This window comes from Knoellia locipacati, from assembly GCF_044791685.1.
GTDB lineage: Bacteria > Actinomycetota > Actinomycetes > Actinomycetales > Dermatophilaceae > Knoellia > Knoellia locipacati_A.
The window spans coordinates 1,531,144-1,558,096 of record NZ_CP087730.1; the positions used below are offsets into that span (position 1 = coordinate 1,531,144).

The 26,953-nt window shown below is 71.0% G+C and carries 24 protein-coding genes; 12 read left to right on the forward strand and 12 right to left on the reverse strand.

All coding sequences use genetic code 11. The features are described from left to right. Positions 1-20: 20 nt before the first annotated feature. The 5 genes from LL946_RS07165 (at position 21) to trxA (ending at position 5,362) form a co-directional block, all read left to right on the forward strand. Positions 21-2,378: a hypothetical protein gene (locus tag LL946_RS07165; RefSeq protein ID WP_404386230.1), complete on the forward strand. Its 2,358-nt coding sequence runs from the start codon at positions 21-23 to the stop codon at positions 2,376-2,378. A gap of 1 nt (position 2,379) precedes the next feature. Then, positions 2,380-2,958 (forward strand): RNA polymerase sigma factor SigM, encoded by a 579-nt coding sequence (gene sigM, locus LL946_RS07170; protein ID WP_404386232.1) that lies wholly within the window; start codon positions 2,380-2,382, stop codon positions 2,956-2,958. Between the two features lie 85 nt (positions 2,959-3,043). Beyond that, the gene (locus LL946_RS07175) at positions 3,044-3,844 is read left to right on the forward strand and encodes a hypothetical protein (RefSeq protein ID WP_404386234.1); all 801 of its coding nucleotides are present in this window, start codon (positions 3,044-3,046) and stop codon (positions 3,842-3,844) included. A gap of 101 nt (positions 3,845-3,945) precedes the next feature. Then, the gene (trxB, locus tag LL946_RS07180) at positions 3,946-4,974 is read left to right on the forward strand and encodes a thioredoxin-disulfide reductase (RefSeq protein ID WP_404386236.1); all 1,029 of its coding nucleotides are present in this window, start codon (positions 3,946-3,948) and stop codon (positions 4,972-4,974) included. Between the two features lie 61 nt (positions 4,975-5,035). After that, the gene (trxA, locus tag LL946_RS07185) at positions 5,036-5,362 is read left to right on the forward strand and encodes a thioredoxin (RefSeq protein WP_404386238.1); all 327 of its coding nucleotides are present in this window, start codon (positions 5,036-5,038) and stop codon (positions 5,360-5,362) included. A gap of 236 nt (positions 5,363-5,598) precedes the next feature. Here trxA and LL946_RS07190 read toward each other — a convergent pair whose 3' ends face one another. The 8 genes from LL946_RS07190 to rpmH form a co-directional block, all read right to left on the reverse strand. Continuing rightward, positions 5,599-6,738 carry a ParB/RepB/Spo0J family partition protein gene (locus LL946_RS07190; RefSeq protein ID WP_404386240.1) on the reverse strand — a complete coding sequence of 380 codons (1,140 nt, stop codon included), beginning with the start codon at positions 6,736-6,738 and terminating at the stop codon, positions 5,599-5,601. After that, on the reverse strand, positions 6,735-8,042 hold the full coding sequence (locus LL946_RS07195) for a ParA family protein (protein ID WP_404386242.1): 1,308 nt from the start codon (positions 8,040-8,042) through the stop codon (positions 6,735-6,737). Before LL946_RS07195 ends, LL946_RS07190 begins: the two co-directional genes overlap by 4 nt. A gap of 901 nt (positions 8,043-8,943) precedes the next feature. Next, entirely contained in the window at positions 8,944-9,630 is a 687-nt protein-coding gene (gene rsmG, locus LL946_RS07200; RefSeq protein WP_404386244.1) for a 16S rRNA (guanine(527)-N(7))-methyltransferase RsmG, read from the reverse strand. 20 nt (positions 9,631-9,650) lie between these two features. Continuing rightward, complete coding sequence (locus LL946_RS07205; RefSeq protein ID WP_404386246.1) at positions 9,651-10,247, reverse strand: protein jag; 597 nt, start codon at positions 10,245-10,247, stop codon at positions 9,651-9,653. Between the two features lie 91 nt (positions 10,248-10,338). Beyond that, complete coding sequence (gene yidC / locus LL946_RS07210) at positions 10,339-11,346, reverse strand: membrane protein insertase YidC (protein ID WP_404386248.1); 1,008 nt, start codon at positions 11,344-11,346, stop codon at positions 10,339-10,341. 55 nt (positions 11,347-11,401) lie between these two features. After that, positions 11,402-11,695 (reverse strand): membrane protein insertion efficiency factor YidD, encoded by a 294-nt coding sequence (gene yidD / locus LL946_RS07215; RefSeq protein ID WP_404386250.1) that lies wholly within the window; start codon positions 11,693-11,695, stop codon positions 11,402-11,404. Then, entirely contained in the window at positions 11,692-12,057 is a 366-nt protein-coding gene (gene rnpA, locus LL946_RS07220; protein ID WP_404386252.1) for a ribonuclease P protein component, read from the reverse strand. Before rnpA ends, yidD begins: the two co-directional genes overlap by 4 nt. Positions 12,058-12,064: 7 nt before the next feature. Continuing rightward, positions 12,065-12,202 (reverse strand): 50S ribosomal protein L34, encoded by a 138-nt coding sequence (gene rpmH, locus LL946_RS07225; RefSeq protein WP_010849920.1) that lies wholly within the window; start codon positions 12,200-12,202, stop codon positions 12,065-12,067. A 401-nt stretch (positions 12,203-12,603) separates the two neighbouring features. On the opposite strand from rpmH, the gene dnaA reads away from it, so the two are divergent. From dnaA to LL946_RS07250, 5 genes are all read left to right on the forward strand, one after another. Next, on the forward strand, positions 12,604-14,190 hold the full coding sequence (gene dnaA / locus LL946_RS07230) for a chromosomal replication initiator protein DnaA (protein WP_404386823.1): 1,587 nt from the start codon (positions 12,604-12,606) through the stop codon (positions 14,188-14,190). Positions 14,191-14,834: 644 nt separating this feature from the next. Next, on the forward strand, positions 14,835-15,968 hold the full coding sequence (gene dnaN / locus LL946_RS07235) for a DNA polymerase III subunit beta (protein WP_404386254.1): 1,134 nt from the start codon (positions 14,835-14,837) through the stop codon (positions 15,966-15,968). A gap of 61 nt (positions 15,969-16,029) precedes the next feature. Next, entirely contained in the window at positions 16,030-17,142 is a 1,113-nt protein-coding gene (gnd, locus tag LL946_RS07240) for a phosphogluconate dehydrogenase (NAD(+)-dependent, decarboxylating) (RefSeq protein WP_404386256.1), read from the forward strand. A 9-nt stretch (positions 17,143-17,151) separates the two neighbouring features. Continuing rightward, on the forward strand, positions 17,152-18,348 hold the full coding sequence (gene recF, locus LL946_RS07245; RefSeq protein WP_404386258.1) for a DNA replication/repair protein RecF: 1,197 nt from the start codon (positions 17,152-17,154) through the stop codon (positions 18,346-18,348). Further along, complete coding sequence (locus LL946_RS07250; RefSeq protein ID WP_404386260.1) at positions 18,341-18,946, forward strand: DUF721 domain-containing protein; 606 nt, start codon at positions 18,341-18,343, stop codon at positions 18,944-18,946. The genes recF and LL946_RS07250 overlap by 8 nt, the downstream gene beginning before the upstream one ends. Before the next feature lie 91 nt (positions 18,947-19,037). Here LL946_RS07250 and LL946_RS07255 read toward each other — a convergent pair whose 3' ends face one another. The 4 genes from LL946_RS07255 to LL946_RS07270 form a co-directional block, all read right to left on the reverse strand. Then, positions 19,038-19,385, reverse strand: a complete 348-nt coding sequence (locus LL946_RS07255) for a YbaY family lipoprotein (protein ID WP_404386262.1) — start codon at positions 19,383-19,385, stop codon at positions 19,038-19,040. Positions 19,386-19,457: 72 nt separating this feature from the next. Further along, complete coding sequence (locus LL946_RS07260) at positions 19,458-20,423, reverse strand: hypothetical protein (protein WP_404386264.1); 966 nt, start codon at positions 20,421-20,423, stop codon at positions 19,458-19,460. Positions 20,424-20,427: 4 nt separating this feature from the next. After that, on the reverse strand, positions 20,428-21,837 hold the full coding sequence (gene legP / locus LL946_RS07265; RefSeq protein ID WP_404386266.1) for a Dot/Icm T4SS effector Zinc-dependent metalloprotease LegP: 1,410 nt from the start codon (positions 21,835-21,837) through the stop codon (positions 20,428-20,430). Positions 21,838-21,999: 162 nt separating this feature from the next. Further along, on the reverse strand, positions 22,000-23,070 hold the full coding sequence (locus LL946_RS07270) for a T6SS phospholipase effector Tle1-like catalytic domain-containing protein (protein ID WP_404386268.1): 1,071 nt from the start codon (positions 23,068-23,070) through the stop codon (positions 22,000-22,002). Positions 23,071-23,202: 132 nt separating this feature from the next. Between LL946_RS07270 and LL946_RS07275 the strand changes: the two genes are divergently transcribed. Together LL946_RS07275 and LL946_RS07280 are read left to right on the forward strand one after the other, a co-directional pair. After that, complete coding sequence (locus LL946_RS07275; RefSeq protein ID WP_404386270.1) at positions 23,203-25,539, forward strand: S8 family serine peptidase; 2,337 nt, start codon at positions 23,203-23,205, stop codon at positions 25,537-25,539. Continuing rightward, a complete protein-coding gene (locus tag LL946_RS07280; protein WP_404386272.1) occupies positions 25,539-26,951 on the forward strand; it encodes an MBL fold metallo-hydrolase in 1,413 nt (470 codons plus the stop codon). Before LL946_RS07275 ends, LL946_RS07280 begins: the two co-directional genes overlap by 1 nt. Positions 26,952-26,953: the final 2 nt, after the last annotated feature.

Here is a 26,953-nt window from a genome sequence, read left to right on the forward strand (position 1 = left end):
CCGAGCGGAAGGGGCACCCGTTGGAGGGCGTCGGACCCGGAACCACCCTCGACGGGCGGTACACCACCCAGCGCAGGACCGAGCAGCGCCACGGGTGTGAGCGGTGGACCGCTGACGACACCACGCTCGGTCGCTCCGTCGTCATCCTGTGCCTGCCCGACTCCGACCACCGGGCCAGCGCCGTCCTCGACGCCGCACGACGTGCCGCCGGGCTCGACACGCCCAACCTGCACCGCGTCCTCGACGTCGGCCGCGAGCGCGGCGTCGCCTGGGTCGTCGAGGCCGACACCTCCGGCGCCCGCTCGCTCGCGCAGCTCGTCCACGAGGGCGGCCTGCCCGCCGACGAGGTCCGGCGCATCGTCGGCGAGGTCGCAACCGCCCTCGAGTCGGCCCGCCAGCGCGGCCTTCACCACCTCGACCTGCGTCCCGAGGACGTCCTGCGCACCGTCGACGGCGAGGTCCGCCTCCGGGGCGTCGCGACGAGCGCGGCCATCGTCGAGCTGGACGACGTCGAGTCCGAGGAGGCCTCCCGGCGCGACGCGATCGGGGTCGTCTCACTGACGTATGCCGGCCTCACCGGTCTGTGGCCCGGTCCCACCGAGACCACGCTCGGGGCCGCACCTCGCGTCCTCGGCGGGGTCGCCGCGCCGTCCGAGATCGCTGCGGGCGTCCCGCGCGACCTCGACGCGCTCTGCCGCCTCACCCTCGGTGACGACCAGGGGCCCACCTCACCCGGTGACTTCGCCCGGCAGATCGCGCCGTGGCCCTCCCGGCAGGTCGCCGGCCGTTCGACCATCGCGACGACCGCTGCGGTCGACCCGCGCGTTCCCGCGGCCCTGTCCCCGGCCGCGCTCTCCCCCACCGCACCCGCGCCCGCCCGCCCAGCACCGGCCGGCCCCACGCCGGCGCGCTCCGAGACAGTCACGCCCCCCTCGACGGCAGCGCCCGAGGCGCCCACCGAGGAGCTGGCCGCGGTGCCGTCCCAGCTGCCGGCTGCCGCGACCTCGGCCGCCACCACCAGCGCCGACGAGCCGGTCGAGGTCTTCGAGGACGACGCACCGACCCACGTCATCGACCGGTCGGCGCAGACGAGCCCGCCCACCGAGGCGATCCCGGTGGCGGGTGGCGGCGCTACCGCGCCGCTCGACCACACGGCCGAGCTCGAGCCCGTCTCCCGGAACGCGCCCGCCGACAGCCCGACCACCGACAGCGCAACGGGCGAGGCAGACCTGACCGTCACGTCCGGCGACACGCGCCGGACGGCCCCGGACCAGGACACCACGTCCGCCCAGGACGAAGCGACGGCCCAGGACCCGACGACGGGCCCGGGCGCCCGCACCGCCGCCATCACCTACCGCCCCCAGAACACCACCGATGACGGCTCCGCTGCTCCGGCGGACCGCGAGCCGGGCTCGCCCAGTGGTGCCAGCGCTGCGGCGAGCGCCGCTGCTGCCAGTGCCGCTGCCGCCGCGACCGCAGCCGGTGCAGCCATGGCGGGCGCCGGCTCCGCCGTGGCCGGCGCGATGAGCCGGGCCGGGTCCAGGGTCGGGTCGCTCGGTCGCCAGGTCGGCGAGCGCGCTGCCGAGAAGGCCGCCGAACGCCGTGGGTTCCGCGAGCGGATCACGGCGCCGAACGCGCCGGGCCTCACCGACGAGGGCGAGCGGATCCGCCCCGGCACGGGCACCGACGCGTTCCTCGAGGCACCAGCGCCCCTCGTCCCGGCCGAGCCGCTGACGAAGGACGAGTCCAAGACGGCCCTGGGCATCGTCGCCGCCTTCCTCGTCCTCGCCCTCGCCATCGGGGTCTGGGGCGTCTCGCGCATCGGCTCCAACACCGACCTCGACTTCGGCGGTGTGCCCGACCGGGCGGCCAGCGCCACCCGCACCGCCACCGGAACCCGCACCCCCACGCCCGGAGTCACGGGACCGGCGCCCAGTCCCGTGGGTGAGCCGCTCCAGATCCTCGCTGCCGACGGGTTCGACCCCGAGGGTGACGGTCGTGAGAACGGCACCCGCGCCCCCCGCGTCTTCGACGGCGACCCGGCGACGACGTGGCAGTCCGAGGGCTACTCGTCCTCGGCTCTCGGCGGGCTCAAGGATGGCGTGGGCGTGGTCGTCGACCTCGGGCCCAACGTCAAGGCCCGCGAGATCACCCTGACCCTGGCCAACACCGCCGACGTCGAGGTCTACATCGGCGGCGACAAGGCCCTCACCGGTGCCACCAAGATCGGCGAGAAGGCCGCCGCCAACGGCGCCGTCACCCTTCCGGTCAAGGCCGGCACGATTGGCCAGTACGTCATCGTGTGGTTCACCAAGCTCACGCAGGACGACAACGGCCGCTACCGCGCGATCCTCGGTGAGGTCGAGGTCAAGAGCTGACATGGCAGGGCTCGAGGACGCTCCCGACCGCGACCTCATGGCCCTGCACGTCGGCGGCGACCCCGACGCGTTCGGTGAGCTGTTCCGCAGGCACCGCGACCGGCTCTGGGCCGTCGCGGTCCGCACGACCGGTGACCGCGAGCTCGCTGCCGACTGCGTCCAGGACGGCTTCATCAACGCCTTCCGGCGCGCCGCCTCCTACCGCGGCGACGCCGCGGTCTCCACGTGGCTGCACCGCATCGTCGTCAACGCCTGTCTCGACCGCCTCCGGCGCGAACGCGACGTGCTCAGGCGCGCGGGCGACGTCGCCGAGATCGACATCATCGACCTCCACGACCGGCACTCCGAGGCCGAGACCGGCCTCGACGTCCGCGCGGCCCTCGCTCGGCTGCCCGAGCACCAGCGGCTCGCCCTCGTCCTCGTCGACATGCACGGTATGCCGGTCGCGGACGCTGCGGACGTGCTCGGTGTCGCCGTGGGCACCGTGAAGTCCAGGTGCGCCCGCGGCCGTGAGGCGCTGGCGGCACTGCTGGGCGGGCAGGTCGAGGATGCCCCGAGGGAACCTCGGGAGACCTCATGACGTCCTACCCCGGAGAGCCCTGTGCGGCTGCTCGCGCCCGGTTGCACTGCGCCGAGGCCCACGACATGACGGAGAGGAGACAGCGGTGAGCACGCACGACGACGACAACGACCCCACGGGCATGCGCTCCCTGCTGCGCGGCCTCCCCGACCCGGGTCCCATGCCGGACGACCTCGTCGCGCGCATCCACTCCTCGCTCGCCGAGCTCACCGACTCTGACGTCACCGTCTCCGACCTCGGCGACACCGCCGGGGCCCGCAGCGGGGGCGGCCCCGTTTCACGTGGAACGGACGACGCGCACCGCCCCGTCCGACCTGCCTGGTGGGTCCGCTACGGACCCCGGGCCGTCGTCGCGGCCGTCGTGCTCGTCGGTGGTGGCGCCGTCGTCTCGGGCCAGCTGGGCCTGGGCGGCTCGGGCAACGACAGCTCCACCATGTCGGCGGACAGCTCCTCCGGCGGCCGCGCCGAGGGCCTGTCGGAGGACGGCACGGACTCCGCTCCACAGGCGGGGCGCGACACCGCGGACTCCGGCGCCGGCACCGCGGAGCCGGGTCCTGTCGTGGTGACGATGTCCGGCCGCCCCTACACCGTCGCAGACCTCGCCGGTGAGGTCCTCGCGGTCGGGTCGGCCACCCCGACGGCGCCCCTCACGGCGGAGTCACCCGGCATCGGCCCGATCGGGACCGAGATCGGGGTGCGCTCCTGCCTCGTCGCCCTCGGTCTCCCCCGCGACACCGGCGCGAGGGTGGACCTCGCGCTGGTCGAAGGCACCCCGGCCGCCGTGGTCGTGGTGACCCGCGAAGGTGGGCGGACGGCATACGCCGTCGGTCGCGAGTGCACGCTCGGCAACCCGGCCCTGCTCGCCGGCCCGGTCGACCTGCCCTGACCGCGGGTCGGGCCGCGTGTCGGGAACACGGAGCGCCTAGGATCGGTTCAACCTGAACCACCGCATGTAGCGGTGGTTCACCATGACAGACACAAGGGACGGTGTTCGTGAGCTCCCCCGCCACAGCGTACGGCCAGGACGACAGTGACGTCAGGAACGTCATCATCATCGGCTCCGGCCCGGCCGGCTACACGGCCGCCGTGTACGCCGCGCGCGCCAACCTCCACCCCGTCGTGTTCGAGGGGGCGGTCACCGCTGGTGGCGCCCTGATGAACACCACCGAGGTCGAGAACTTCCCCGGCTTCCGCGATGGGATCATGGGTCCGGACCTCATGGACGAGATGCGGGCCCAGGCCGAGCGGTTCGGCGCCGAGCTCGTCACCGACGACATCACCTCGGTCTCGCTCGACGGCGAGATCAAGACCGTCGTCGACGGCGAGGGCCGCACCTGGCGTGCGCGTGCCGTCATCCTCGCCATGGGCTCGGCCTACCGCGAGCTCGGTCTGCCCGACGAGAAGCGCCTCTCGGGTCACGGGGTCTCGTGGTGTGCGACCTGTGACGGGTTCTTCTTCCGCGACCAGGACATCGCCGTCATCGGTGGCGGCGACTCCGCCGTCGAGGAGGCCACCTTCCTCACGAAGTTCGCCCGCTCCGTGACGATCGTGCACCGCCGCGACGAGCTGCGGGCCTCCAAGATCATGGCCGAGCGGGCCCTGACCAACGAGAAGATCCGGTTCGCCTGGAACAGCGAGGTCGTCGGCATCCGTGGCGAGGACAAGCTGTCCGGCATCACCCTGCGCGACACCGTCACAGGTGCGCAGAGCGACCTCGACGTCACCGGACTGTTCATCGCGATCGGCCACGACCCCCGCAATGAGCTGCTCAAGGCCGCTGACGACGCCGGCCGGGTCGCCCTGGACAACGAGGGCTACGTCCTCGTGCAGGGCCGCTCGACGCTGACCAACGTGCCCGGCGTCTTCGCCTGTGGAGACCTCGTCGACCACACGTACCGCCAGGCCATCACGGCTGCCGGCTCCGGCTGCGCCGCCGCCCTCGACGCCGAGCGCTTCCTCGCCGCCTCCGAGCACGCCGGGGCACCTGCGCGCGACGCGGCCCTCATCGCACCCTGACCGGCCTCCGGCCACCCACCCCGCACACCTGATCCGCACCAACCCAGGAAGGACCCCCGCCATGGGAGCCACCCGAACCACCGATGACGCCTCGTTCGACACCGACGTCGTCAAGAACTCCAAGGTCACCCTCGTCGACTTCTGGGCGCCTTGGTGCGGCCCGTGCAAGGCGATCGCCCCTGTCCTCGAGGAGATCGCGCGCGACCACGCCGACAAGCTCGACGTCGTCAAGCTCAACACCGACGAGAACCCGGCCATCACCGGCAAGCTCGGGATCACCTCGATCCCGACGATGCACGTCTACAAGGACGGCGAGATCGTCAAGACCATCGTCGGCGCCAAGCCCAAGCCCGCCCTCCTCCGCGAGCTCGAGCCCTTCCTCGCCTGAGCCCTCCGCACCTCACGACGAAGCCCCGGTCCGTTGGACCGGGGCTTCGTCGTCCGCCGTACCAATCCCCTTGTCCCCCAAGCGAATTGGCGACTTATGGACCGAGCGAGCACGAGCCTGTTCGCCGCTGGCTGGGCCTGGCGGGAGACCGAAGCGCGCTCAGCGCGCGCAGCGCGGATGGGACTGCGGCGAACAGGCTCGTGAGCGCGCAGGGCGCCTGGGCGCCGAGATCGCGATCAGGCCGTGTCGCGCAGGTGCATCGCGTCGAGGATCCGGTTGAGGTCCTCGACCGAGGCGAAGTCGATGGTGACCTTGCCGCGGGACTTGCCGAGCGTGATGCCGACGCGGGTCTCGAGGCGGTCCGAGAGCCCGGCCGCGATGTCGTCGAGCTGCGGGTGGCGCCCACCGGCCCGAGGACGCCTCCTGACCGGCTTCTCGTCCTCCACGCCCATCGAGACGATCTCCTCGACAGAGCGGACCGAGAGTCCTTCGGCGACGATGCGCTGGGCCAGGCGTTCCATGGCCGCGCCGTCACCGACACCGAGCAGCGCACGCGCGTGACCGGCCGAGAGCACGCCGGCGGCGACACGGCGCGCGACCATCGGCGGCAGCTTGAGCAGTCGCAGCGTGTTGCTGATCTGCGGCCGTGAGCGGCCGATGCGGGTGGCGAGCTCTTCCTGGGTGCAGCCGAAGTCGTCGAGCAGCTGCTGGTAGGCGGCGGCCTCCTCGAGCGCGTTGAGCTGGCTGCGGTGGAGGTTCTCGAGGAGGGCGTCGCGCAGGAGGTCGTCGTCCTCCGTCGCCTTGATGATGGCGGGGACGGTGTCCTTGCCCGCGTCACGGCTCGCGCGCCACCGGCGTTCGCCCATGATGAGCTCGTACTCGACGCCCTCGGGCACGTCCGTGGCGTCGGCCGGCACGCGCCGGACCACGACCGGCTGGAGGACGCCGATCTCCCGGATGCTGTGGACGAGCTCGGCGAGGTCGTCCTCGTCGAAGACCGTCCGCGGCTGACGCGGGTTGGGACGGATGGAGTCGAGGGGCACCTCGGCGAACTGCGCACCCGGCACCGCGACGAGCTCGGAGTCGCTGCCGTTCGCCGTGGCGGCATGACCCTGCTCCGCAGCACCGTTCTGGCGGCTGACCTGCACAGATGCAGTGTCGCCATTCTCCGCGTGGCTGGGCCCGGACCCGTTCTGCGCCGACTGCTCGCCCGTCTCGGACGGACGGTCAGCGGTGTCGACCGACCCCGACGGCAGAGCCGTCGTCTCGGAGCGCTCCTTGAAGAAGACGTCCGTCGGGCGGGTGGTGCTGGCCCCACCACCCGGCGGGATGAGGGCTCCGAGGCCGCGGCCCAGGGCACGTCGCTTGTCACTCATGAACGGTCCTCGCTGTTCTCGGCGGCGTTCTGCGCGGCCATCTCGGAGGCGGCCTCGAGGTAGGAGAGGGCGCCACTGCTGTTGGGGTCGTAGGTCATGACGGTCTGGCCGTGGCTCGGCGCCTCGGAGATGCGCACGGAACGGGGGACGGTCGCCTTGAGCGTCTGGTCGGGGAAGTGGGTTCGCACCTCTTCGGCCACCTGGGCCGAGAGGCGGGTGCGCCCGTCGTACATCGTCAGCAGGATCGTCGAGACGTGCAGCGCCGGGTTGAGGTGGTCGCGGATGAGCTCGATGTTCCTGAGGAGCTGCGAGAGACCCTCGAGGGCGTAGTACTCGCACTGGATGGGGATGAACACCTCTGTGGCCGCGACGAACGCGTTCACGGTGAGCAGCCCCAGGCTCGGCGGGCAGTCGACGAAGACGTAGTCGAGGCGTTCGCCGTGCTCGGCCAGCTCAGCCCGGTATGCCGTGACCGCCTTCTGCAGCCGCGTCTCGCGGGCGACGAGCGACACCAGCTCGATCTCCGCGCCGGCGAGGTCGATCGTGGCCGGCGCACAGAAGAGGTTCGGCACGTCCGGGCACGCCTGGACGACCTTGCCCAGCGGGTCACCGTCCACGAGCACGTCGTAGATGCTCGGCACCTCAGCATGGTGCTCGATGCCGAGCGCGGTGCTGGCGTTGCCCTGCGGGTCGAGGTCGATGACGAGCACGGTGGCCCCGGCCTGGGCCAGCGCCGCTGCGACGTTGACGGTCGTCGTCGTCTTGCCCACGCCACCCTTCTGGTTCGCCACCGTGAGCACGCGGGTCTCAGTCGGGCGGAGCAGCTCACGGCCCGACAGGGTGATTCGCTTGCGGGCGTCGGCCGCCACCGCCTGTGCGAGCGGCGTGTCAGCACCTGGCGCCGGGAGGTCGGCGACGTCGTCGTGGGCATCGCGCGAGACATTGGCGAGCGCCTCTGCCGCCCGTGCCGACTCGCTGACCTCCGTTTCACGTGAAACGTCGGACGCCACATTCCCCGCGTCAGCCGATGGCAGGTCACTCTCGCTGTTCAGGGACTCCGCGTCGTGGGTGGTCCCGACCTCGGCCCCGTCGGCCGCAGTGGTCCTCGCGTCGTTTGCTGCCTCGATGCTCGTCACGTCACTCTCTGCTGAAGTCGCCTGGTTGGCGTCCGACGCCGTTTCACGTGAAACATCACCGCGCTCGACGCCGTCCGGTCCGGGCCATCCCAAGGGGGCAGTCTGGCTGCCGGGCAGGGCCGGGAAGCCCAGCCCCGGCGTCACTCGGCGTTCGGTCTCGACTGCCATCGTCGGGATCCACCTCACAGTCGTTGGTCGGGAAGCCCCAATCCAACCCCGCCACCCCCCGACACGCCAAACCACCCGGCGCGCCATCTCGACATTCCGCCCACAGCGCAACGTTTCACGTGAAACACCGCGCCTGGCTTGGCCTTTGGTCGGGACGCTTCGGTCGCCGTTCGCTCGGGTCGCGCTACAAGGACGGATCGCCGGAGTCCCATCCGCGCTCGCGCGCTGAGCGCACTCCGCGCTCCCGTCAGGCCCAGCCAGCGGCGATCCGTCCTTGCTTCGCTCCCCTGCGGTCACTTGGGTCTGTGGTCCCGTTTCACGTGAAACATCACCCTGTCTCAGTCCCGACTCAGTCTCCGAGCAGCTCCGCTGTGGGCGGCTCGTTTCACCGCGACCTTCAACTCACCACCGACCACTCGTCAGACCATGGCGTGCCCGGTCGTCACCTCATTCACGGGCGACATCCCGGAACGTGAAGTCGGGACAGGCGTGAGCCGGGTAGGGCGAGAGTGCTCAGCGCTGGGCGGCGACCGGCCACGGCCACCCGGGCCAACGAGCAGTGGGATGCCAGGCCGTGCACCTCCGGTGCGAGGCTGGCCCGACTCGCGCGAGAGATCCGACCCGACTCAGTGATAGGTCCGGCGAGACTCAGGGATCGGTATGCCTGAGGACCGGGCCGGGCTGTGAGGTGCCGTTGGGGAGTCAGGCTGTGCCGGTTCGCCGCTGGCTGGGTTTGGCGGGAGCGCGAAGCGCGCTCAGCGCGCGAGTGCGGATGGACTGCAGCGAACCGGCACAGCCGGACGACCACCCAGGCGTCACGGGGACAGGGGCGCCAGGCAGGTAGAAAGCACGCGGCCCCGGTTCGGAGGAATCGGGGCCACGAGCAGGGAGCAGCAGGAGCTCAGCGCTTCTTCTTGCCCTTGGTGGGGCGTTGCTTGGGTTGGAAGACCAAGTCCAGCGTGAGGGTGGGCTCGTCGAGGACGGCGGCACCGTGCTCGGAGAGGGTCGCGTCCACGAGGCCGAGCTTGTTGAGGTCGCGACGGTCGGCGTCGAGCTCCTCCTGGGCGGAGCGGCCCTTCATGGCAACGAGGGTCCCGCGACCCTCGAGGAGTGGCACGCACCAGCGGGCAAGCTTGGCGATGCGGGCGACGGCGCGGGCAGTCACCCAGGGCGCGGAGAGCACGCCGACGAATTCCTCGGCCCGGCCTCGGTTCACGGTCACGTTGTCGAGCCCGAGCTCGGTGACGGTGGCGGTCAGCCAGTCGGTCCGCCGCTGCATCGGCTCCACGAGGTGGATGTCGAGATCGGGGCGGGCGATGGCCAGCGCCAAGCCAGGGAGCCCGGCGCCGGAGCCGACGTCGATGAGCTTCGCGCCCTGAGGGAAGGCGTCTTCGATGACCGCGCAGTTGAGCACGTGCCGCTCCCACAGTCGCGGCACCTCACGAGGACCGATGAGCCCATGGGTGACACCGGTGTCGGCGAGGATCTCGACGAACTGGGTGGCGGACGGCATACGGTCCCCGAACACCGCAGCCGCACCCGAAGGTGCGGCTGGCGGGGTAGTGACGAACTCCTCGGAGTGCGTCACCGTTTCACGTGAAACATCGCTCACGCGGGCAGGACCACGACGTGACGGCGCGGCTCGACACCCTCGGACTCCGAGGAGAGACCGGCGGCGAGGACCTCGTCGTGGACGACCTTGCGCTCGAACGCGGTCATCGGCTCGAGAGCAGCCTTCTCGCCGCTCTCCTTGACCGTCGTGATGGCCTCCTGCGCGATCTCGACGAGCTCGGCCCGCCGACCGGCGCGGTGACCCGCGACGTCGAGCATGAGCCGGCTGCGGTGGCCGGTGGCGGACTGGACGGCGAGGCGCGTGAGCTCCTGGAGGGCGTCGAGCACCTTGCCGTTGTCGCCGACGAGGCGACGGGGGACGCGGCCCTCCTCGGAGTCGACGATCGCGACCGCAGCACGGTCACCGTCGATGTCGACGTCGATGTCGCCGTCGAGGTCGCAGATGTCGAGGAGGTTCTCGAGGAAGTCAGCGGCGACCTCACCCTCCTTCTCCAGGTCCGCGGGCGCAGCCGAGGGCTCGGAGGCAGAGTCCGTCGCCGTGGTGTCGTCGGACATGGTGCCCTGCTCCTCCGCCGAGGTGGGCTCGTCGGCGTTCGCCGCCGGCTCGACGGCCTGGTCGGTCACTTCACTCATGGGTGGTTCCTCTCGTGGCGGCTGACGTGCTCGTCAGCCGGTCCGGCGCCACATCGTCGCAGGTCAGAGACCTGATGCGGCTGGAATGGGTTCAGTTGTCGGTCTGCGGGGCCTTCTCGGTGACGGCCCCCGAGGTCCCCTTCTTCTTCGCGCGCTTCTTGCCCTTGGGCTGGGCCCGCTGGCCCTGCTTGGCTGCCGCCTCGGCGGCTTCGGCCTCCTCGGCCGCCTTGCGCTCGGCCCCACCGGGGATCGGCTTGCCGCGCTTGGCCAGGCGCTCGTGCAGGGCCCGCTCGGCGGCCGACCCGGGAGCCGGCATCTTCCGGATGACGTAGAACTGCTGGACCATCGACCACAGGTTGGTGGTGAACCAGTAGAGCAGGACACCGATCGGGAAGTTGATGCCGGAGACCGCGAAGACGATCGGCATGACGTACATGATGAGCTTCTGCTGCTTGGCGAAGGGGTTGTCCAGCGCGGAGGCCGGCATGTTCTTCGTCATGAGCTGGCGCTGCGTCGTGAACGTCGTCGCCGACATGAGGATGATGAGGATGACCGTGACGACGTAGGTGGCGGTGTTGTCCGCGCTGAGGAACGTGTCGGAGAGCTGGGCACCGAAGAGCGTCGCCTGCTCGGCCTGACCGGCCACCTCGCGGGTGATCGGCCCGATCTCCTCGTTCTGGCCGGTCGAGATCTTCTCGAGGCCGTTGAGCACGCGGAAGAGGCCGAAGAAGAAGGGTGACTGCACGAGGATCGGCAGACACGAGGAGAACGGGTTGGTGCCCTCCTTGCGGTAGAGCGCCATCGTCTCCTGGGTCATCGCCTGGCGGGACTCAGGGTCGGTCTTGCCCTTGTACTTCTTCTGGATCTTCTGCAGCTCGGGCTGGATGAGTTGCATCTTGCGCGAGGCGTTGATCTGCTTGACGAACAGCGGGATCATCGCCGCCCGCATGACGATGACGAGGCCGATGATCGACAGGCCCCAGGCCAGACCCGACGCGGGGTCGAGCCCGATGGTCGTGAAGAGCGAGTGGAACCCGTACATGATCCACGCGACGAGAAGCTCGATCGGGCGGAGCAGGGTGTTGAAGAAGTCTCCCATGCTGTCCTTCGGTTGTTCCGGCGTCTCTGCCGGGGTGGGCCCACGCGGGCGTGGGTCAGGTGGTGGTCTCGTGGGGGATGTGGCGAGCGACGAGCTCGCCGTCATCGGGCTGCCCGGGGAGGGCGGGGACGTGGTCGACGCCGCCGGGCGACCAGGGGTTGCACCTGCCCAACCGGCGCAGGCTCAGCCAGGTTCCCCGGACGATGCCGTGCCGGCTCAGGGCGGTCACGGCATACGCGGAGCAGGAGGGGTAGTAGCGGCAGCTGGGCGGGGTCAGCGGCGAGAGGACGAGCTGGTAGGCGCGCACGAGCCAGACGAGTGGCTTGGCGGCGACCTGTCCCAGCGTCATCTGGCGACCTCGAGACGCCCAATTGCCTTGTGCAACAACGGATTCAGCGCATCGGACAGTTCGGCGAACGTCGCGCCGGCGGCTGCCGGTTGCGCTCGGACGACGACGTCGACCCCTGCCGGTATGCCGGGCAGCTGGGTCGCGACGGCAGCGCGCAGGCGGCGCTTGGTCCGGTTGCGGACGACGGCGTTGCCCACGGCCTTGGACACGACGAAACCGACCCGCGGCGGAAGTCCCGCACGAGAGTCGGTCACGTTGGCGTGCACCACGAGGATCCTCGATCCCGCTCGCGTCGCACCGGGGGCCCGGATCGCCGACGCGAAGTCCGACCGCTCACGCAGTCGGTTCGGCGCCGGCAGCACCGAGGCCTCAGGCGGAGAGCTCGGCGCGACCCTTGCGGCGACGGGCAGCCAGGATGGCGCGGCCGGCGCGGGTACGCATGCGCAGGCGGAAGCCGTGGGTCTTGGCCCGGCGACGGTTGTTGGGCTGGAACGTACGCTTGCTCACGGAAATCTCTCTTCACGAGACGACCCACACGGACGGGATCCGCATGGTCTGGGGCTGGTCATGGTGGTGCTCGCTCATAGGCTGTGGGCAGGCGTCAACGACCGCCACAACAGGCCTGTCAACGGTACGGGAGACCGTCCGTCCGGGTCAAACTCACGCAAGCGCACCATCCGGCTGGAGGCAAACCGGTTAGGGTCTCACCTCACGACGCGTCGTTCCGTGCACGACACGCCGTCACCCCACACTCGAGCCGTGCTGAAAAGGCGCGACGGGTTGCCGCAGGGTTCACCCCTTGTTAGCGTCACCCGGCATACCCACAGTCTGTGGACAACCCTGTGGACACACGCAGGGGACGCGCGCACAACATCGGAAGGCTGAGTGGTCAGGTGCCAGACGTGGGGATGGACCAGATCTGGCGGACGACGCTCGACGCCCTGGACTCCGACGGGATCCCCGTGCAGCAGCGCGCCTTCCTCTCGCTGGCCAAGCTCGTCGGCCTGCTCGACGACACCGTGCTCATCGCCGTCCCCAACGACTTCACCAAGGACATCGTCGAGACCCGGTTGCGCGACCGGGTCGCCGAGACCCTGGGCAGCCAGCTCGGTCACCCGGTCCGCCTCGCCGTCACGGTCGACCCGAGCTTGGGTGACGTCCCCGTGCAGGAACCGCCGGCCACCACCCACGAGGACGTCCCCCACGGCACCTCGAACGGAGTGGCCAACGGCCTGCCGCACGGCGCGCCGACCCACTCCGACACAGCGGTCGGCCACACCGGCCCCACCACCGGGGACGCCGACGGCCGCCGGGCCGAGCGCCGCGCCGAGCTCGACGGCATCGCCCTCGTCGACGACGACGACGACCAGAACGCCGCCCGCACCGACCGCGCCACCGCGCACACCCGGTCACCCGGTGCCCTGCGTCCCCGTCCCGGCGCCACGGTGCCCGAGCAGGTGGAGCTGACCCGGCTCAACCCGAAGTACACCTTCGACACCTTCGTCATCGGCGCGAGCAACCGGTTCGCCAACGCGGCCGCCCTCGCGGTCGCCGAGACGCCGGCCAAGGCCTACAACCCGCTGTTCATCTACGGGGAGTCCGGGCTGGGCAAGACCCACCTGCTCCACGCGATCGGGCACTACGCGCGCAACCTCTTCCCGCACGTCAAGGTGCGCTACGTGAACTCCGAGGAGTTCACCAACGACTTCATCAACAGCATCCGCGACGACAAGGCCGCCAACTTCCAGCGCCGCTACCGCGACGTCGACGTGCTGCTCATCGACGACATCCAGTTCCTCCAAGGCAAGGTCCAGACCCAGGAGGAGTTCTTCCACACGTTCAACACCCTCCACAACGCCAACAAGCAGGTCGTCATCACGAGCGACCTGCCCCCGAAGCTGCTCAGCGGCTTCGAGGAGCGCATGCGCAGCCGGTTCGAGTGGGGACTCATGACCGACGTACAGCCGCCCGACCTCGAGACCCGCATCGCGATCCTGCGCAAGAAGGCCGCCCAGGAGCGGCTCAGCGTGCCCGACGACGTGCTCGAGTTCATCGCCTCCCGCATCACGACCAACATCCGTGAGCTCGAGGGCGCCCTCATCCGCGTCACCGCGTTCGCCAGCCTCAACCGCCAGCCGGTCGACATCTCGCTCGCCGAGATCGTGCTCAAGGACCTCATCCCGCACGACAGCTCCAGCCAGATCACGAGCGCGACGATCATGGCGCAGACCGCCGCCTACTTCGGGCTCACCCTCGAGGACCTCCAGGGACAGTCCCGCTCGCGCGTGCTCGTCACAGCCCGCCAGATCGCGATGTACCTCTGCCGCGAGCTCACCGACCTCTCGCTGCCCAAGATCGGCCAGCAGTTCGGCGGCCGGGACCACACCACGGTCATGCACGCCGACAAGAAGATCCGCCAGCTCATGGCGGAGCGCCGCGCGATCTACAACCAGGTGACCGAGCTGACCAACCGGATCAAGCAGCAGTCGCGCTGACCGCACCTGGCTGCGCGCTGCCTCAGCCGACGCCCCTGGGCCTCCGATCGTCCACACCGGAGCCCTCTGTCCACAGGGCTGTCCACAGCTGTGGGTCCACCGACACCGGTTCGTCATCTTCGTGACGCCGCACGGACGTGCTCAGCGACCCGTCCACGGGGTGTGCACAACTCTGTGGACAACGCCGGATCCCCGCACGTTGGACAAACCTTCCATCCCCAACTGCCTGTGGATGGCTGTGGACAACTGCGCTGCGAGGGTGGACGGACGGTGACGGACCGGTGGACCGGGCGGGACGGCATACGGGCCGTCAACAGGCGACCGAGCTCGCTCCACACCCGGTCCACGGCTCGTCCACCGACGACAAACAGGCTCTGACCTGCACGGATGGCAGGTTGTCCACAGAATCCACACCTCCTACAAACCTGACGAGATCCATCTATCTCCGGTCCTGCCCCGATGACCTGCCTGTGGAACCCCTCCCGACCCGAGACCGAACGACAACATTCCTGCTCGGGTGACCCCGCGCTCGTTCGTGCACTAATGTCATCTTTCCCGCGTGCCCGGGCCGTCCCGGGATGCGCCCTTGCCTTGTCGTCCTGTCGTTCCACCCCGTTGCACCCACACAGTTAGGTCGGTATGCCGTGAAGTTCCGCGTCGAGCGTGAAGTCCTGGCCGAGGCGGTCACCTGGGTTGCGCGCGGACTTCCTGCGCGTCCTCCCGTCCCCGTGCTCGCCGGCATCCTCATCGAGGCCAGTGACGAGGGCACCGTGACGCTGTCGGCCTTCGACTACGAGGTCTCCGCCCGGCTCAGCGTGCCCGCCGAGGTCAGCGACTCCGGCACCGTCCTCGTGCTCGGCCGCCTGCTCGCGGACATCTCGCGCAACCTGCCCAACAAGCCGGTCGACGTCGAAGTTCTGGGCTCCAAGGTCCAGGTGACGTGTGGCTCGAGCCGGTTCAGCCTGCTCCAGATGCCGTCCGACGACTACCCGACCCTGCCGTCCTCGCCCGAGCCGAGCGGGTCGATCGACGGCCACGTCTTCACCCAGGCCGTGAACCAGGTGTCGGTCGCGGCCGACCGCGGCGACACCCTGCCGATCCTCACCGGCGTGCGGGTCGAGATCGAGGGCGACAAGATGACCCTCCTCGCGACCGACCGCTACCGCCTCGCCATGCGCGAGCTCACGTGGAACCCCACCGACAGCGCCGCGAGCCACATCGTCCTCGTGCCGGCCCGCACCCTGGCCGACACCGCCCGCTCCCTCGGCGCGAGCGGATCGATCGACGTCGCGCTCGGCTCCGCCGCCGGCGGCGACGGCCTCGTCGGCTTCGAGGCCGGCTCGCGCCGCACGACCACCCGCCTGCTCGACGGTGAGTACCCCAAGGTCAGCTCGATCTTCCCGTCGACCTCCGAGACCGAGGCCGTCATCAACACGGCCGAGCTCGTCGAGGCGGTCAAGCGCGTGGCCCTCGTCGCCGAGCGCAACACCCCCGTGCGCCTGCGGTTCACCGAGGGCCAGGTCGCGATCGAGGCCGGCACCGGCGAGGACGCCCAGGCCAGCGAGGCCGTCGAGGCCACGCTCACCGGGCCCGACATCGAGGTCGCCTTCAACCCCGGCTTCCTGCTCGACGGACTCGGCGCCGTGGGCACCGACTTCAGCCGGCTCTCGTTCACCCAGCCGTCCCGGCCGGCCGTCCTCAGCGGCCAGGCCGAGGCCGACGGCGAGGCGGACACGAGCTACCGCTACGTCATCATGCCGGTGCGCTTCGCGAGCTGACCGGCGTAGCCTGACCAGCACTGCGCGCACACCACCGTCCGTCACCTGAAGGGGCAGCCACATGCAACTCGGACTCATCGGCCTGGGCAAGATGGGCGGCAACATGCGCGAGCGCATCCGCCGCGCCGGCCACGAGGTCGTGGGCTACGACCGCAACCCGGACGTGTCGGACGTCAGGACCCTCGCGGCGCTCGTCAAGAAGCTCGAGGCGCCGCGCACCGTGTGGGTCATGGTCCCGCACGGCGACCCGACCCGTGAGACCGTCGCCAGGCTGGCCGACCTTCTCGACAAGGGTGACCTCGTCATCGACGGCGGCAACAGCCGCTTCACCGACGACATCGAGAACGAGAAGCTGCTCAAGGCCAAGGGCATCGGCTACCTCGACTGCGGCGTCTCCGGCGGCATCTGGGGCCTCGAGAACGGTTACGGCCTCATGGTCGGCGGCACCAAGGCCAACGTGGCGAAGGCGATGCCGATCTTCGACGCGCTGCGCCCCGAGGGCCCGCGCGACGAGGGCTTCGTCCACGCCGGCGACATCGGTGCCGGCCACTACGTCAAGATGGTCCACAACGGCATCGAGTACGGCCTCATGCACGCCTACGCCGAGGGCTACGAGCTGCTCGCCAAGAAGGACATCGTCAAGGACGTCCCCGGGTCGTTCAAGGCGTGGAGCCGCGGCACGGTCGTCCGCTCCTGGCTGCTCGACCTCATGGTCAAGGCGCTCGAGGACAACCCCGACCTCGAGGACGTCTCGGACTACACCGCCGACTCCGGCGAGGGTCGCTGGACCGTCGAGGAGGGCATCGCCAACGCCGTGCCCATGCCGGTGATCTCGGCCTCGCTCTTCGCCCGGTTCGCCTCCCGTCAGGAGAACTCGCCCACGATGCAGGCCGTCGCCGCGCTCCGGGGACAGTTCGGTGGGCACCAGGTCATGACGAGCGACGAGGGCGAGAAGCTGCGCCGCGAGGCCGCCGCCGGTCCGAAGTCCGTCAAGGCCGCCCAGAGCAAGGCCGCCCGCAAGGAGAAGCCCACCCAGAGCGCGGCCAAGGCCGCCTCCAAGGGACGCGAGGCAGCCGCCGCCGGTCCCTCGTCCGGGTCGGGCTCGACCGGGTCGCCCGGTGGCCCGACGTCGGGCACCGCGTCGACGCGGAAGCGCGCCACCACGAAGGCCTGAGCGGGTTCGGTGTTCGTTCGGCACCTCTCCGTCGGCGACTTCCGGAGCTATCCGAGCGCCGAGCTCCCGCTCGAGCCGGGCATCACGACGTTCGTCGGGCTCAACGGCCAGGGCAAGACCAACCTCGTCGAGGCGATCGGCTACCTGGCATCGCTGTCGAGCCATCGGGTCTCGAGTGACGCCCCGCTGGTGCGCTTCGGTGCGAGCCAGGCGATCATCCGCGGCGCCGTCGTGCGCGACGGCCGCGAGGCGATGGTCGAGATCGAGGTCAACCCGGGCCGTGCGAACCGGGCCCGGCTCAACAAGTCGGCGCTGACCCGCACGCGCGACGTCCTGGGCCAGGTGCGCACCGTACTCTTCGCGCCCGAGGACCTCGCGCTCGTCAAGGGCGACCCGTCCGAGCGGCGACGCTTCCTCGACGACCTGCTCGTCGCCCGCCAGCCGCGGTGGGCGGGCGCCCGGGGTGACTACGACCGGATCCTCAAGCAGCGCAACGCCCTGCTCAAGTCGGCCGCACCCGTCCTGCGCGGCCGGGGCAAGCAGCGGCGCCCCGTCGAGGGCGCCGACACCGCGACCGAGCGTGAGAGTGCCCTGCACACCCTCGAGGTGTGGAACACCCAGCTCGCCCAGGTGGCTGCTCCCCTGCTCTACGCCCGGCTCCGGCTGCTGCGAGACCTCGCTCCCCTGCTCGGTAAGGCCTACGACGAGGTGAGCGCAGGGCAGTCCGATGCCCGTGTCTCCTACCGCTCCTCGTTGCGCGAGGAGATGGCCGCGCGCATCGCGGCCGGCGAGGTGCCCGAGCTCGAGGAGCTGCACGCCGAGCTGCTCGAGACCTTCGCCGAGGTGCGAGCCCAGGAGATCGAGCGCGGCGTCACCCTCGTCGGACCGCACCGCGACGACGTCGTGCTCACCCTGGGCGAGCTGCCCGCCAAGGGCTACGCCAGCCACGGCGAGAGCTGGAGCTTCGCGCTGGGACTCAAACTCGCGGCATACCACCTGCTCCGCCACGACCTCGGCGACGACCCGGTGCTCATCCTCGACGACGTCTTCGCCGAGCTCGACTCGGGGCGGCGCGAGCGCCTCGCCGCCATGGTGGCCGACTGCGAGCAGGTGCTCATCACCGCTGCCGTCGAGGCCGACGTCCCTGCCGAGCTGCGCGGACGCACGTATGCCGTGTCGCTGGGTGAGGTGATCGCGCGTGAGTGACGACGTGGATCCCGCTGCGGGACAGGGGAACTCAGCAGGCGCGAGCGGCGTGGGGCCCGGGGGCGACGCCGAGGGCGCGATGGTTTCACGTGAAACCGACGAGGACCTGCAGTCGGCGCCGGCCGACGCGCTGGCGCGGGCCCGGGCGGCGGCTCGGTCCCGAGGGCTGCGGCCCGGGGTCAAGCCGAAGCGCCGCTTCAAGGATCTGCCCGGAGGCGGCGGCGAGGGACGGCGTGGCGGCCGTGACCCGCAAACACTGGGTGACGAGCTCGACGCGTTCGTGAGCGAGCGCGGGTGGAAGGTCGACGTCGCGGTGGGCTCGGTCATCGGGCGATGGCCCTCGATCGTCGGAGCCGAGGTCGCCCAGCACTGCCAGCCGGTGGAGTTCGTCGAGTCCGTCCTCACCGTGCGCGCCGACTCGACTGCGTGGGCCACCAACCTGCGGCTCATGTCGAACACCCTCATGACCTCGCTGGCCCGTGAGGTCGGCGAGGGCACGGTCAGCGAGATCCGGGTGGTCGGCCCGAGCGCGCCGTCGTGGTCGCGAGGGGCGCGGCGGGTCCAGGACGGCCGGGGGCCGCGCGACACCTACGGCTGATCCGTCGCGATCGCCGAAGGGACCCGGCTCCGGCTCGAGCGCCGAACCACGAAGCCGCCCCGCAACACTGCCCCGCGACCGGGCCCGGGACTCAGCCGCCGACGAGCCGGGGGCGGACCACGACGCTCGAGTCGTGGCCGCGGGTGAGCACCGGGTGCGACTGCGTCGTGATGAGGTCCCCGACCTCGACCTGTCGGCCCTGCCCCGGTCGCTGCGTCACGTGCACGCGCACGACGAGGTCGGCGCCGGGGTCGACATCGTCCACTTCGACCGCAGCCCGGGTCGGTCCGCTCGGGTCGAGCTCCTCGAGGACGGTCTCCCCCACGACCGTCGCCGCGGCGTCCAGGGCGGAGACGTCCTCGACGCTGACCCGGGCGCACGCGCCGGCCGGGAGGGCGATGCCCTCGGGCCACTCGATCTGCACGTGCACGGTGGTCATCGGGGCTCCCGGGGTGTGGGTCGGAGTCGGTCTCGCGTGTCGGGGTCGCTACGGTTCTCGGAGGAGCGTCGCTCAGGGCTGGAACGGGTCGAGGTCGGTGAGCAGACGGGCCATGGCCGCCGTCACCGGCTGGCCGGTGACCTCCTCGACGAACCTCCACTGCCCCGCGGGGTTGACCTCGAGGAAGACGTGGCGGCCGTCGGGGGTGCGCCGCATGTCGACCGCACCGTAGCGCAGCCCCGCGGCCTTGAGCAGCCGCAGCAGGGCGTCGTTGACCTCGTCGGGCAGGGTCGTCGCGGTCATCCGCACACCGGCTCCCCAGTCGAGGAACATCCGGAAGTCGAGCGGGTAGGGCAGCTCCTGGCTGTGGATGGCGGCGGCGAAGACCTCCTCGCCGACGACGGTGACCCGCACGTCGACCTCCGCCGGGACGAGCTCCTGGAAGATCACCGGAGCGAGGGCGACGCGGTCGAGGAGCTCGTACTCGGCTGGTCCCACGCGCCGGGTCTCGCGCCAGTGCTCCTGGGTGGCCGAGAACGCCTTGCAGATCACCTGGCCCTGGCCGATCCGGTCCACGAACGCCCTCGCCTCGCCCGGGTCGCTCGTCACGAGGGTCCTGGGGATCTCGAGGCCGACCGAGCGGGCAGCCGGGAGCTGCCACGTCTTCATCATCGACGTCTCGATGGCCTTGGGTGGGCTGACCCAGGCGACCGGCAGCGCGTCCCAGAAGCCGGTCATGGCCTCGTAGGTCTCGTTGGCCGCCCACGACGCCTGCGCCGGGTCCTCGATCCGGGGGTCAGGGGCCGGCGGGAGTGGTCGGCGCCACCAGCCCGACCCCACGCGGTCGAGGTCGAGCCACGTGCCGTCGATCAGTCGCAGGCGCCGCCGGTCGCCGCCGGGACCGTGCTCCGCGGCGACCGCGATCGACGCCGGCAGCCCGGCGGTGTCGACGACGACCGACTCGCTCCCGATGCGGGCCAGCTCGGCGAGCATCGGGGCGAGGTGGTCGTCCTCGTCGTGGGAGACGAGCAGGATCACGGTGTCAGCCGAGTGACTGCATGGCCGCGACCACGGCGTCGTAGCCCTCCTGGGCCCGGGCCAGCTCGGACGTGGCCGAGGTGAGCGCGGTCTGGAGGGCGACGACGTTGCGACGGGCCTCGTCGACGGCCGCGCCGGCCGCGTCCAGTGCCTCCGCGAGCTCGGCATCCGCCGCATCGAAGCCGCCGGCCCCAGCACCGGCCGCCCCGACGTCGGCGTGGTGCCCGGTCGAGAGCAGGAACGGTGACAGGCCGCCACCCAGAGGGCCCGGCAGGCGCGGGAACGGGAAGGGCACGCGCACGTCGTCCGCGACCTTCTTGAACCTGGGCCCGGACACGTCGTCCCGCAGCTTCTTGATGGGGAGAGGGTCGCGCCAAGGCGGCTTCGGCGTAACGTCGTCGCGCAGCTTCTTGATCCGGGGCGGGTCGGTGAACGGGGTCTTGCCCCCACCCATCCCGTCGTCCCTGATCTTCTTGAACGTCTGGAGCCCCCCACCGTCGTCGAGGTTCTTCTTGACCGTCGGACCGGGCGAGCCGTACATCGCCGCCACCGCGTCGAGGTCGCCCTGGCTCAGCGCCGTCCGCTGCCCGATCTGGGCGGTGGCAGGACTCGTCGGGGTAATCGTGTCCTGACCGTTGCTCGAGAACGCCGTCCGCTCGTAGTGCATGATCGAGCCGTAGTCGTAGGCCCCGACGTCGTCGCCGTCCACGATGTGCTGGTTGAAGTTGTGCTCCCGGCCGGCCTGGATGTTCTGCCAGTGGATCGTGACGAACTGGTCGCGGTCCTCGCGGCTCTGCTCGTGCCAGAGGCCCACGGCGTGCCCGATCTCGTGGATGCCGCGGCCGGCGTCGCAGCCGGTGCCCATCGAGATGTCCTGCCGCCCCGTGCCGCGCATGCCCACCTGCGAGGAGCAACCGGTCCCGTGGATGAACCGGACGAAGTTGGGGAAGCTCGCCGCGTTGGCCGCGGTCCGCACGATGAAGCGGATGACGGTGTGCTGCTCCCAGTGGGCGATCGCGTCGTGGACCCGCTGCTGGTCCGGCATCGCCGGGTCGATCTCGTAGGGCACCTGCCCACCGGGCCAGCGGAACTGGCTGCCGGGCAGGATGACGCCCTGCTCGAGGCCGCCCTCGCCCCGCATGGCGGCGGTGGCCGCCTCGACCTCCTCGACGCTGCCGAGGTCGATGTCGCCCTCGAACATCGCCCGTCCGTCGACGACGGCGTACTGGACCGCCTTGGGCCCGAACGTCAGGCCCGAGATGATCGCGGTCCCGACCTCCGGAGAGCTCATGAGCTCGGGGTTCTCGGTGGATCCGGATGACCCGGACGATGCGCCGGAGCGCGACGTGGACTTCTTGGTGGTGCTCTTCCTGGCGGCACTCTTCTTGGCACTGCGCCGCGGTGTCTCTGACATGCCCGTACCCCTTGCACTAGGCGAAGTGGGTGGCCACGTCGGGGGCGGCCGTCCGAGGAGTCCTCGTGTCCAGCATCTGCGGCCGACGCCACCCACTGGGCAGGCTAGGCCCGTTGGGGGGAGTGGACAATGATCCGCAATGACCACGCGGGGCTGGTCACCTCAGGACGTTGGTGGCGCATCGCCTGCGTTCGGACCCGAGTACCACTGCGGGTCGTCCCACTCGTGTCGTGCCGGCAGCCGGGAGGCGTATGCCGGGTCGCGCGTCACGCGGTCCTGAACACTGGCGTGGACCAGGGCTCCCTCGGGAACGGTCCGGCGGCGGTAGCCGAGCAGGGCCCAGGCCCGGCCCATCTCGTGGATGCGCCCATGGGCGAACTCACGGTCGACGGCCAGCGCCGCGGCATACGGCTTCTCCTGCGTCAGCAGGTCCCACGCGACCGCGTCCTCGACCATCCACTTGAGCACGATGTCCGAGAGCTGGTGGTCCTCGAAGGTGCCCCCGACGTCGGAGTGGACGCCGGCGAACCACACCTCGGAGAGCTCGCGAGCGGGGGCCTTCTCGGACTGCAGATCGGTGGGAGGGACGAGGTAGGCCTCGAAGGGGCGTCGCTTCTCGTCGATCGAGACCGCGTGCCGGATCCGGTGGACGTTGGGCAGCTTGCGGGTGTCGGGCCACTTGAGCCCGCCACGCAGCATGCCGGCGGCCTTCACGGTGTCCCAGATGCCGAGGTAGTGCACGCGCAGGCCCATCCGGCCCTCGGCGTCCTTGCGTGACATCGCGCTGCCGAACTGGCCGAGCCGCGCCCAGTCCGGGTCGCGCGAGGTGAACAGGTTCACGGCATACGGGACGAGGTTCTGGGCACCGTTGCGCAGCAGGCCGAGCTTGAGCAGCATCCCGCACAGGGCCCGCGCGGTGTAGGCGCCGCGGCTGAAGCCGAAGACGTAGATCCGGTCGCCCTCCTCGTGGTGGCGCATGAGGAACTCGTAGGCCTCGCCGAGGTTCTCGCGCAGACCCAGGCCGAAGCCGAGCCCGAGGACCTTGGTCGTCCGCTGGCCCCACGGGGTCCACGAGCGTGACGAACCCATGGTGCCGACGCCGGGGTCGTAGTAGCCGACCTGACGGCTGGCATCGGAGAGGTCGAGCAGCGAGAACATCCGCACCACGCTGGTGTTGTCGCGGGCCTGGACCTGGTTCCCCGTGCCGTCGAAGCAGATGACGATGTTTTTCATCGGTTCGCCCTTCTCCGTACCGAGCTGAGGTCCATCATCGTGGGAGAGGAGCGGGTCTGTCAGCGGAATGCGCCGGGAGGACGACGGCGCAACACACCAACCACCACGGGGGTCGGGCGCTAAGGGGTCACGATGAAGCCTGCCGAGGTCAGGGCACTCAATCCCCGCCTGTCCCCGAAGCTCGACGTGTTCCTCGGTGGCTCCGACGAGGTCAACGCCGGTCGGGCCGAGCAGTGCGCGTCGGTGGCCGTGGCCGCGCCTGCTCCGCTGGTCCCGACGGACACCGCGGCGTCCCCGGGTGGGGAGCAGGGAGCCGAGGTGGGAGCGCAAGCCGAGGAGGCCGCGTGGCCCGCACCGAGCGGGGCGGAGGCGCCGGACGGCCTCGCCGCCTCCGTCGACGCCGGTGCCGTGGGGGCCGTGGGTGCCGCGGGTGCCGTGGGTCCCACGGGCACGACGGTGCTCGGCGCCGAGCCCGACCCCGAGGTCACCCGGTCCATCAGCATCCTGCCCGTCGCCAAGGTGGCTCGGCTCGCAGCACGGCTGGAGGAGGACGTCACCCCGACCCAGGTGGGCTTCTCGCTCTTCGTTCAGATCGACCGTGACCTCGACCCGGACGCGCATGCCGCGGCCGTCGATGCGGTGCAGAAGTGCGCGACCCGGGTCCGGTGGAAGCTCGACATGGCCTCCGTCGAGGCGCCCGCCGGGCAGGTCGCCAGGCTGTTGGAGATCCCGGGCGTCTCCTACGTCGAGCCGGGGCAGTCGCTGCGCGGACCGGAGCCGGCGGTGGGGGCCCGCACTGCGGCACCGGAGCGCACCGCTCGCCGGGTCGCCTCCGAGCGGCGGCGGCACAAGGACGGCCAGGAGGTGCTCGTCGGGGTCATCGACGTCGGCGGCTTCGACTTCGCCCATCCCGACTTCCTCGACGGCGACACGACCCGGTGGGTCGCGATCTGGGACCAGGGCGGCACGACCCGCCCTCCCCCGCACTCTGAACGGCAGGACGACCGCGAGGCGATGGGCTACGGGTCGGAGATCCTCGCCGACCACATGAACGCCGCGCTCAAGGCGTCCGCGAAGCGCCACATGGCGGCGACCGCGCTCGAGCCGCAGTCGCAGATGGCGGTCGCCTCGCACGGGACGCACGTGGCCTCGATCGCGGCCGGCAACCGCGGCGTGGCGCGCAAGGCCCTCATCGCAGGCGTGCTCGTCGCCCTGAGGCCCGAGGACAAGGACGCGGCGTCGAGCTTCTACGACTCCACCCGAATCGCCGACGCGGTCGACTACCTCATGGACCTCGCCGCCCGGCTCGGTGCGCAGCGGCGCGAGGACAAGGCCCCGATGCCGGTCTCGATCAACATCAGCCTTGGCACGAACGGCCACGCGCACGACACCTCGAGCTCGATGGCCCGCTGGATCGACAACGCCCTCGCCACCCGCGGCCGGTGCGTGTCGGTCGCTGCGGGCAACGCCGGCCAGGTCGAGCCCCGCTGGGCCGAGGACCGCGACTACGTCAAGGGCCGCATCCACGCCGGCGGGACCCTGCCCGCGACCAGCCTGCGCCACGAGCTCGAGTGGGTGGTCGGCGGCGAGGACATCCTCGACGTCTCCGAGAACGAGCTGGAGATCTGGTACGGCCCGCAGGACCGGTTCGACGTCGAGGTGAAGCCGCCGGGACTGCGCTGGCTGCCCCGGGTCTCCCAGGGGTCGAAGATCCGCAACCAGATCCTCGAGAACGGCACGGTGCTCAGCGTCTACAACGAGGCCTACCACCCGGCGAACGGGCTCAACCGGATCTCGGTCCTGCTCTCGCCGTTCTTCGGCGAGGTGGCGGCCGACGGCTCGCGCTCGCTCGGTCCGATCGCCTCGGGTGAGTGGCGGGTGCGGCTCACGGGGGTGGTCGTTCGGGACGGGAGGTTCGACGCGTGGATCGAGCGCGACGACCCGGTCCGCCTCCCGGGCACGGGCAAGCAGTGGCGCTACCCGTCGTACTTCGGGCCTGCCTCCTACACCGACGACCGGATGATCAGCTCCCTCGCCTGCGCGGACCGGATCCTGTCGGTGGCCAACGCCGACCTCGGCCTCAGCGCCGCCCACGTCACGTCGAGCCGGGGCCCGACCCGTGACGGCCGGTCCAAGCCCGACATCGCCGCTGACGGGACGAAGGTCGTCGCGGCTCGCGGCTTCGACGCCCGGTTCCCGTGGATCGAGATGACCGGGACGAGCATGGCCTCGCCCTACGTCTGCGGCGTCGCCGCCCTCATGCTCGGCGTCTCGCCGTGGCTCACCTCGGCGCAGATCCAGGGCATCATGCGCTCGACGTCGGCACCCCTGCCCGGGCAGACCTTCGGCTGGCGCAACGACACCGGCTTCGGGGTCATCGACGCCGAGGCGTGCCTCAACCGGACCCGGGAGTTCGCGGACATGCACCACGAGATGCTCAAGGACGAGCGACGCAAGGCGGCCAAGTGATGCGGCTCAAGGTCTTCTTCGCCGGTGACGGTGACTGCCTGCTGCTCACCACCGGCGACGGGCGCCACGTGCTCGTCGACGGGGGCCGCACGGCAGCGTTCCGGGAGAACGCGCGGCCCCACCTCTCCGAGCTCGCCGCTGCAGACGAGCCGATCGACCTGCTCGTCGTGAGCCACATCGACGCCGACCACATCTCGGGGGTCATCTCCCTGCTCAAGGAGGTGGCCGCCTGGGAGGTCCACGACTACCAGGTCGGCGAGGGGCAGAACCCGACCTTCCCCGAGCCGGCGACGCCGCGACCCCCGACGATCCGAGGCCTGTGGCACAACTCGTGGCGGGCCCAGCTCGGCGACCTCGAGGGGCCGATCAGCGCGCTCGCCGCCCAGGCCTCCGAAGCCCTCTCCCTCGCGACGTCAGAGGTCGAGGAGCTGACCGGCGCCGGTCAGCTGGCACTCGAGTCCGTCGCCGGACTGGCCGAGAGCATCACCGACGGCGTCACGCTGCTCCGCCTCGTCGACGACGAGACACCCGTCGTCCGCAACGCCGCCTTCGACTCGGGCCTGGTCCTCCTGCGCAGCCCGGTGCACGAGGAGCAGGTGGGCTCGGCGACCCTGCGGGTCATCGGCCCCGGGGAACACCACCTCAAGAAGCTCCGCGAGGAGTGGCGGGCGTGGATCGAGCGCCAGCCGGCCGCGGTGAGGAACGCCGCGGCCCGGGGCGGCGGCGGCAGGAGGGGGTCGGGCACCGGCTCCGAGACCGGGCACGAGGTGGCGGGGAGCACGCTGCCCATGTCTCCGCCGCAGGCCCACGACCTCGTCCGGGACGTCGCCCGGGCCGCCGAGGCCATCGCGTCCTCCGCGCACGCCGACGAGGCGGCCGACCCGCGGGCCCTCCCGGCGATCATCGAGAAGACGCGCCCGACGAACGTCACCACCCCCAACCGCGCCTCCATCACCCTGCTCGTCGAGGAGGACGGCCGCACGCTGCTGCTCACCGGGGACGCGGCCGAGGAGGAGATCCTCGAGGGCCTCACCGCGTCGGGACACCTCACCGACGGCGACCCGTTCTGGTGCGACGTCGTCAAGGTCCAGCACCACGGGTCCGAGCACAACCTCAGCCGGGGCTTCGCCAGCCGGGTGCTCGCCGACCAGTACGTCTTCTGCGCCGACGGCGCCCACGGCAACCCCAACCCCTCCGTCGTGCGCACCCTGCTCGAGACCCGCATCGAGGCGGACCCCGAGCGGCCGTTCACGGTGTGGTTCAACTGCTCGGAGGAACGCACGATCCCCCAGCGCCGCAAGGCGATGCGCGCGGCGCTCAAGGAGGCACGACGGCTGGAGTCACGGCATACGGAGCAGGTCACGGTCCGCGTCCTCGCGGACGACGAGCCGTTCCTCGAGATCGAGGTGTAGGC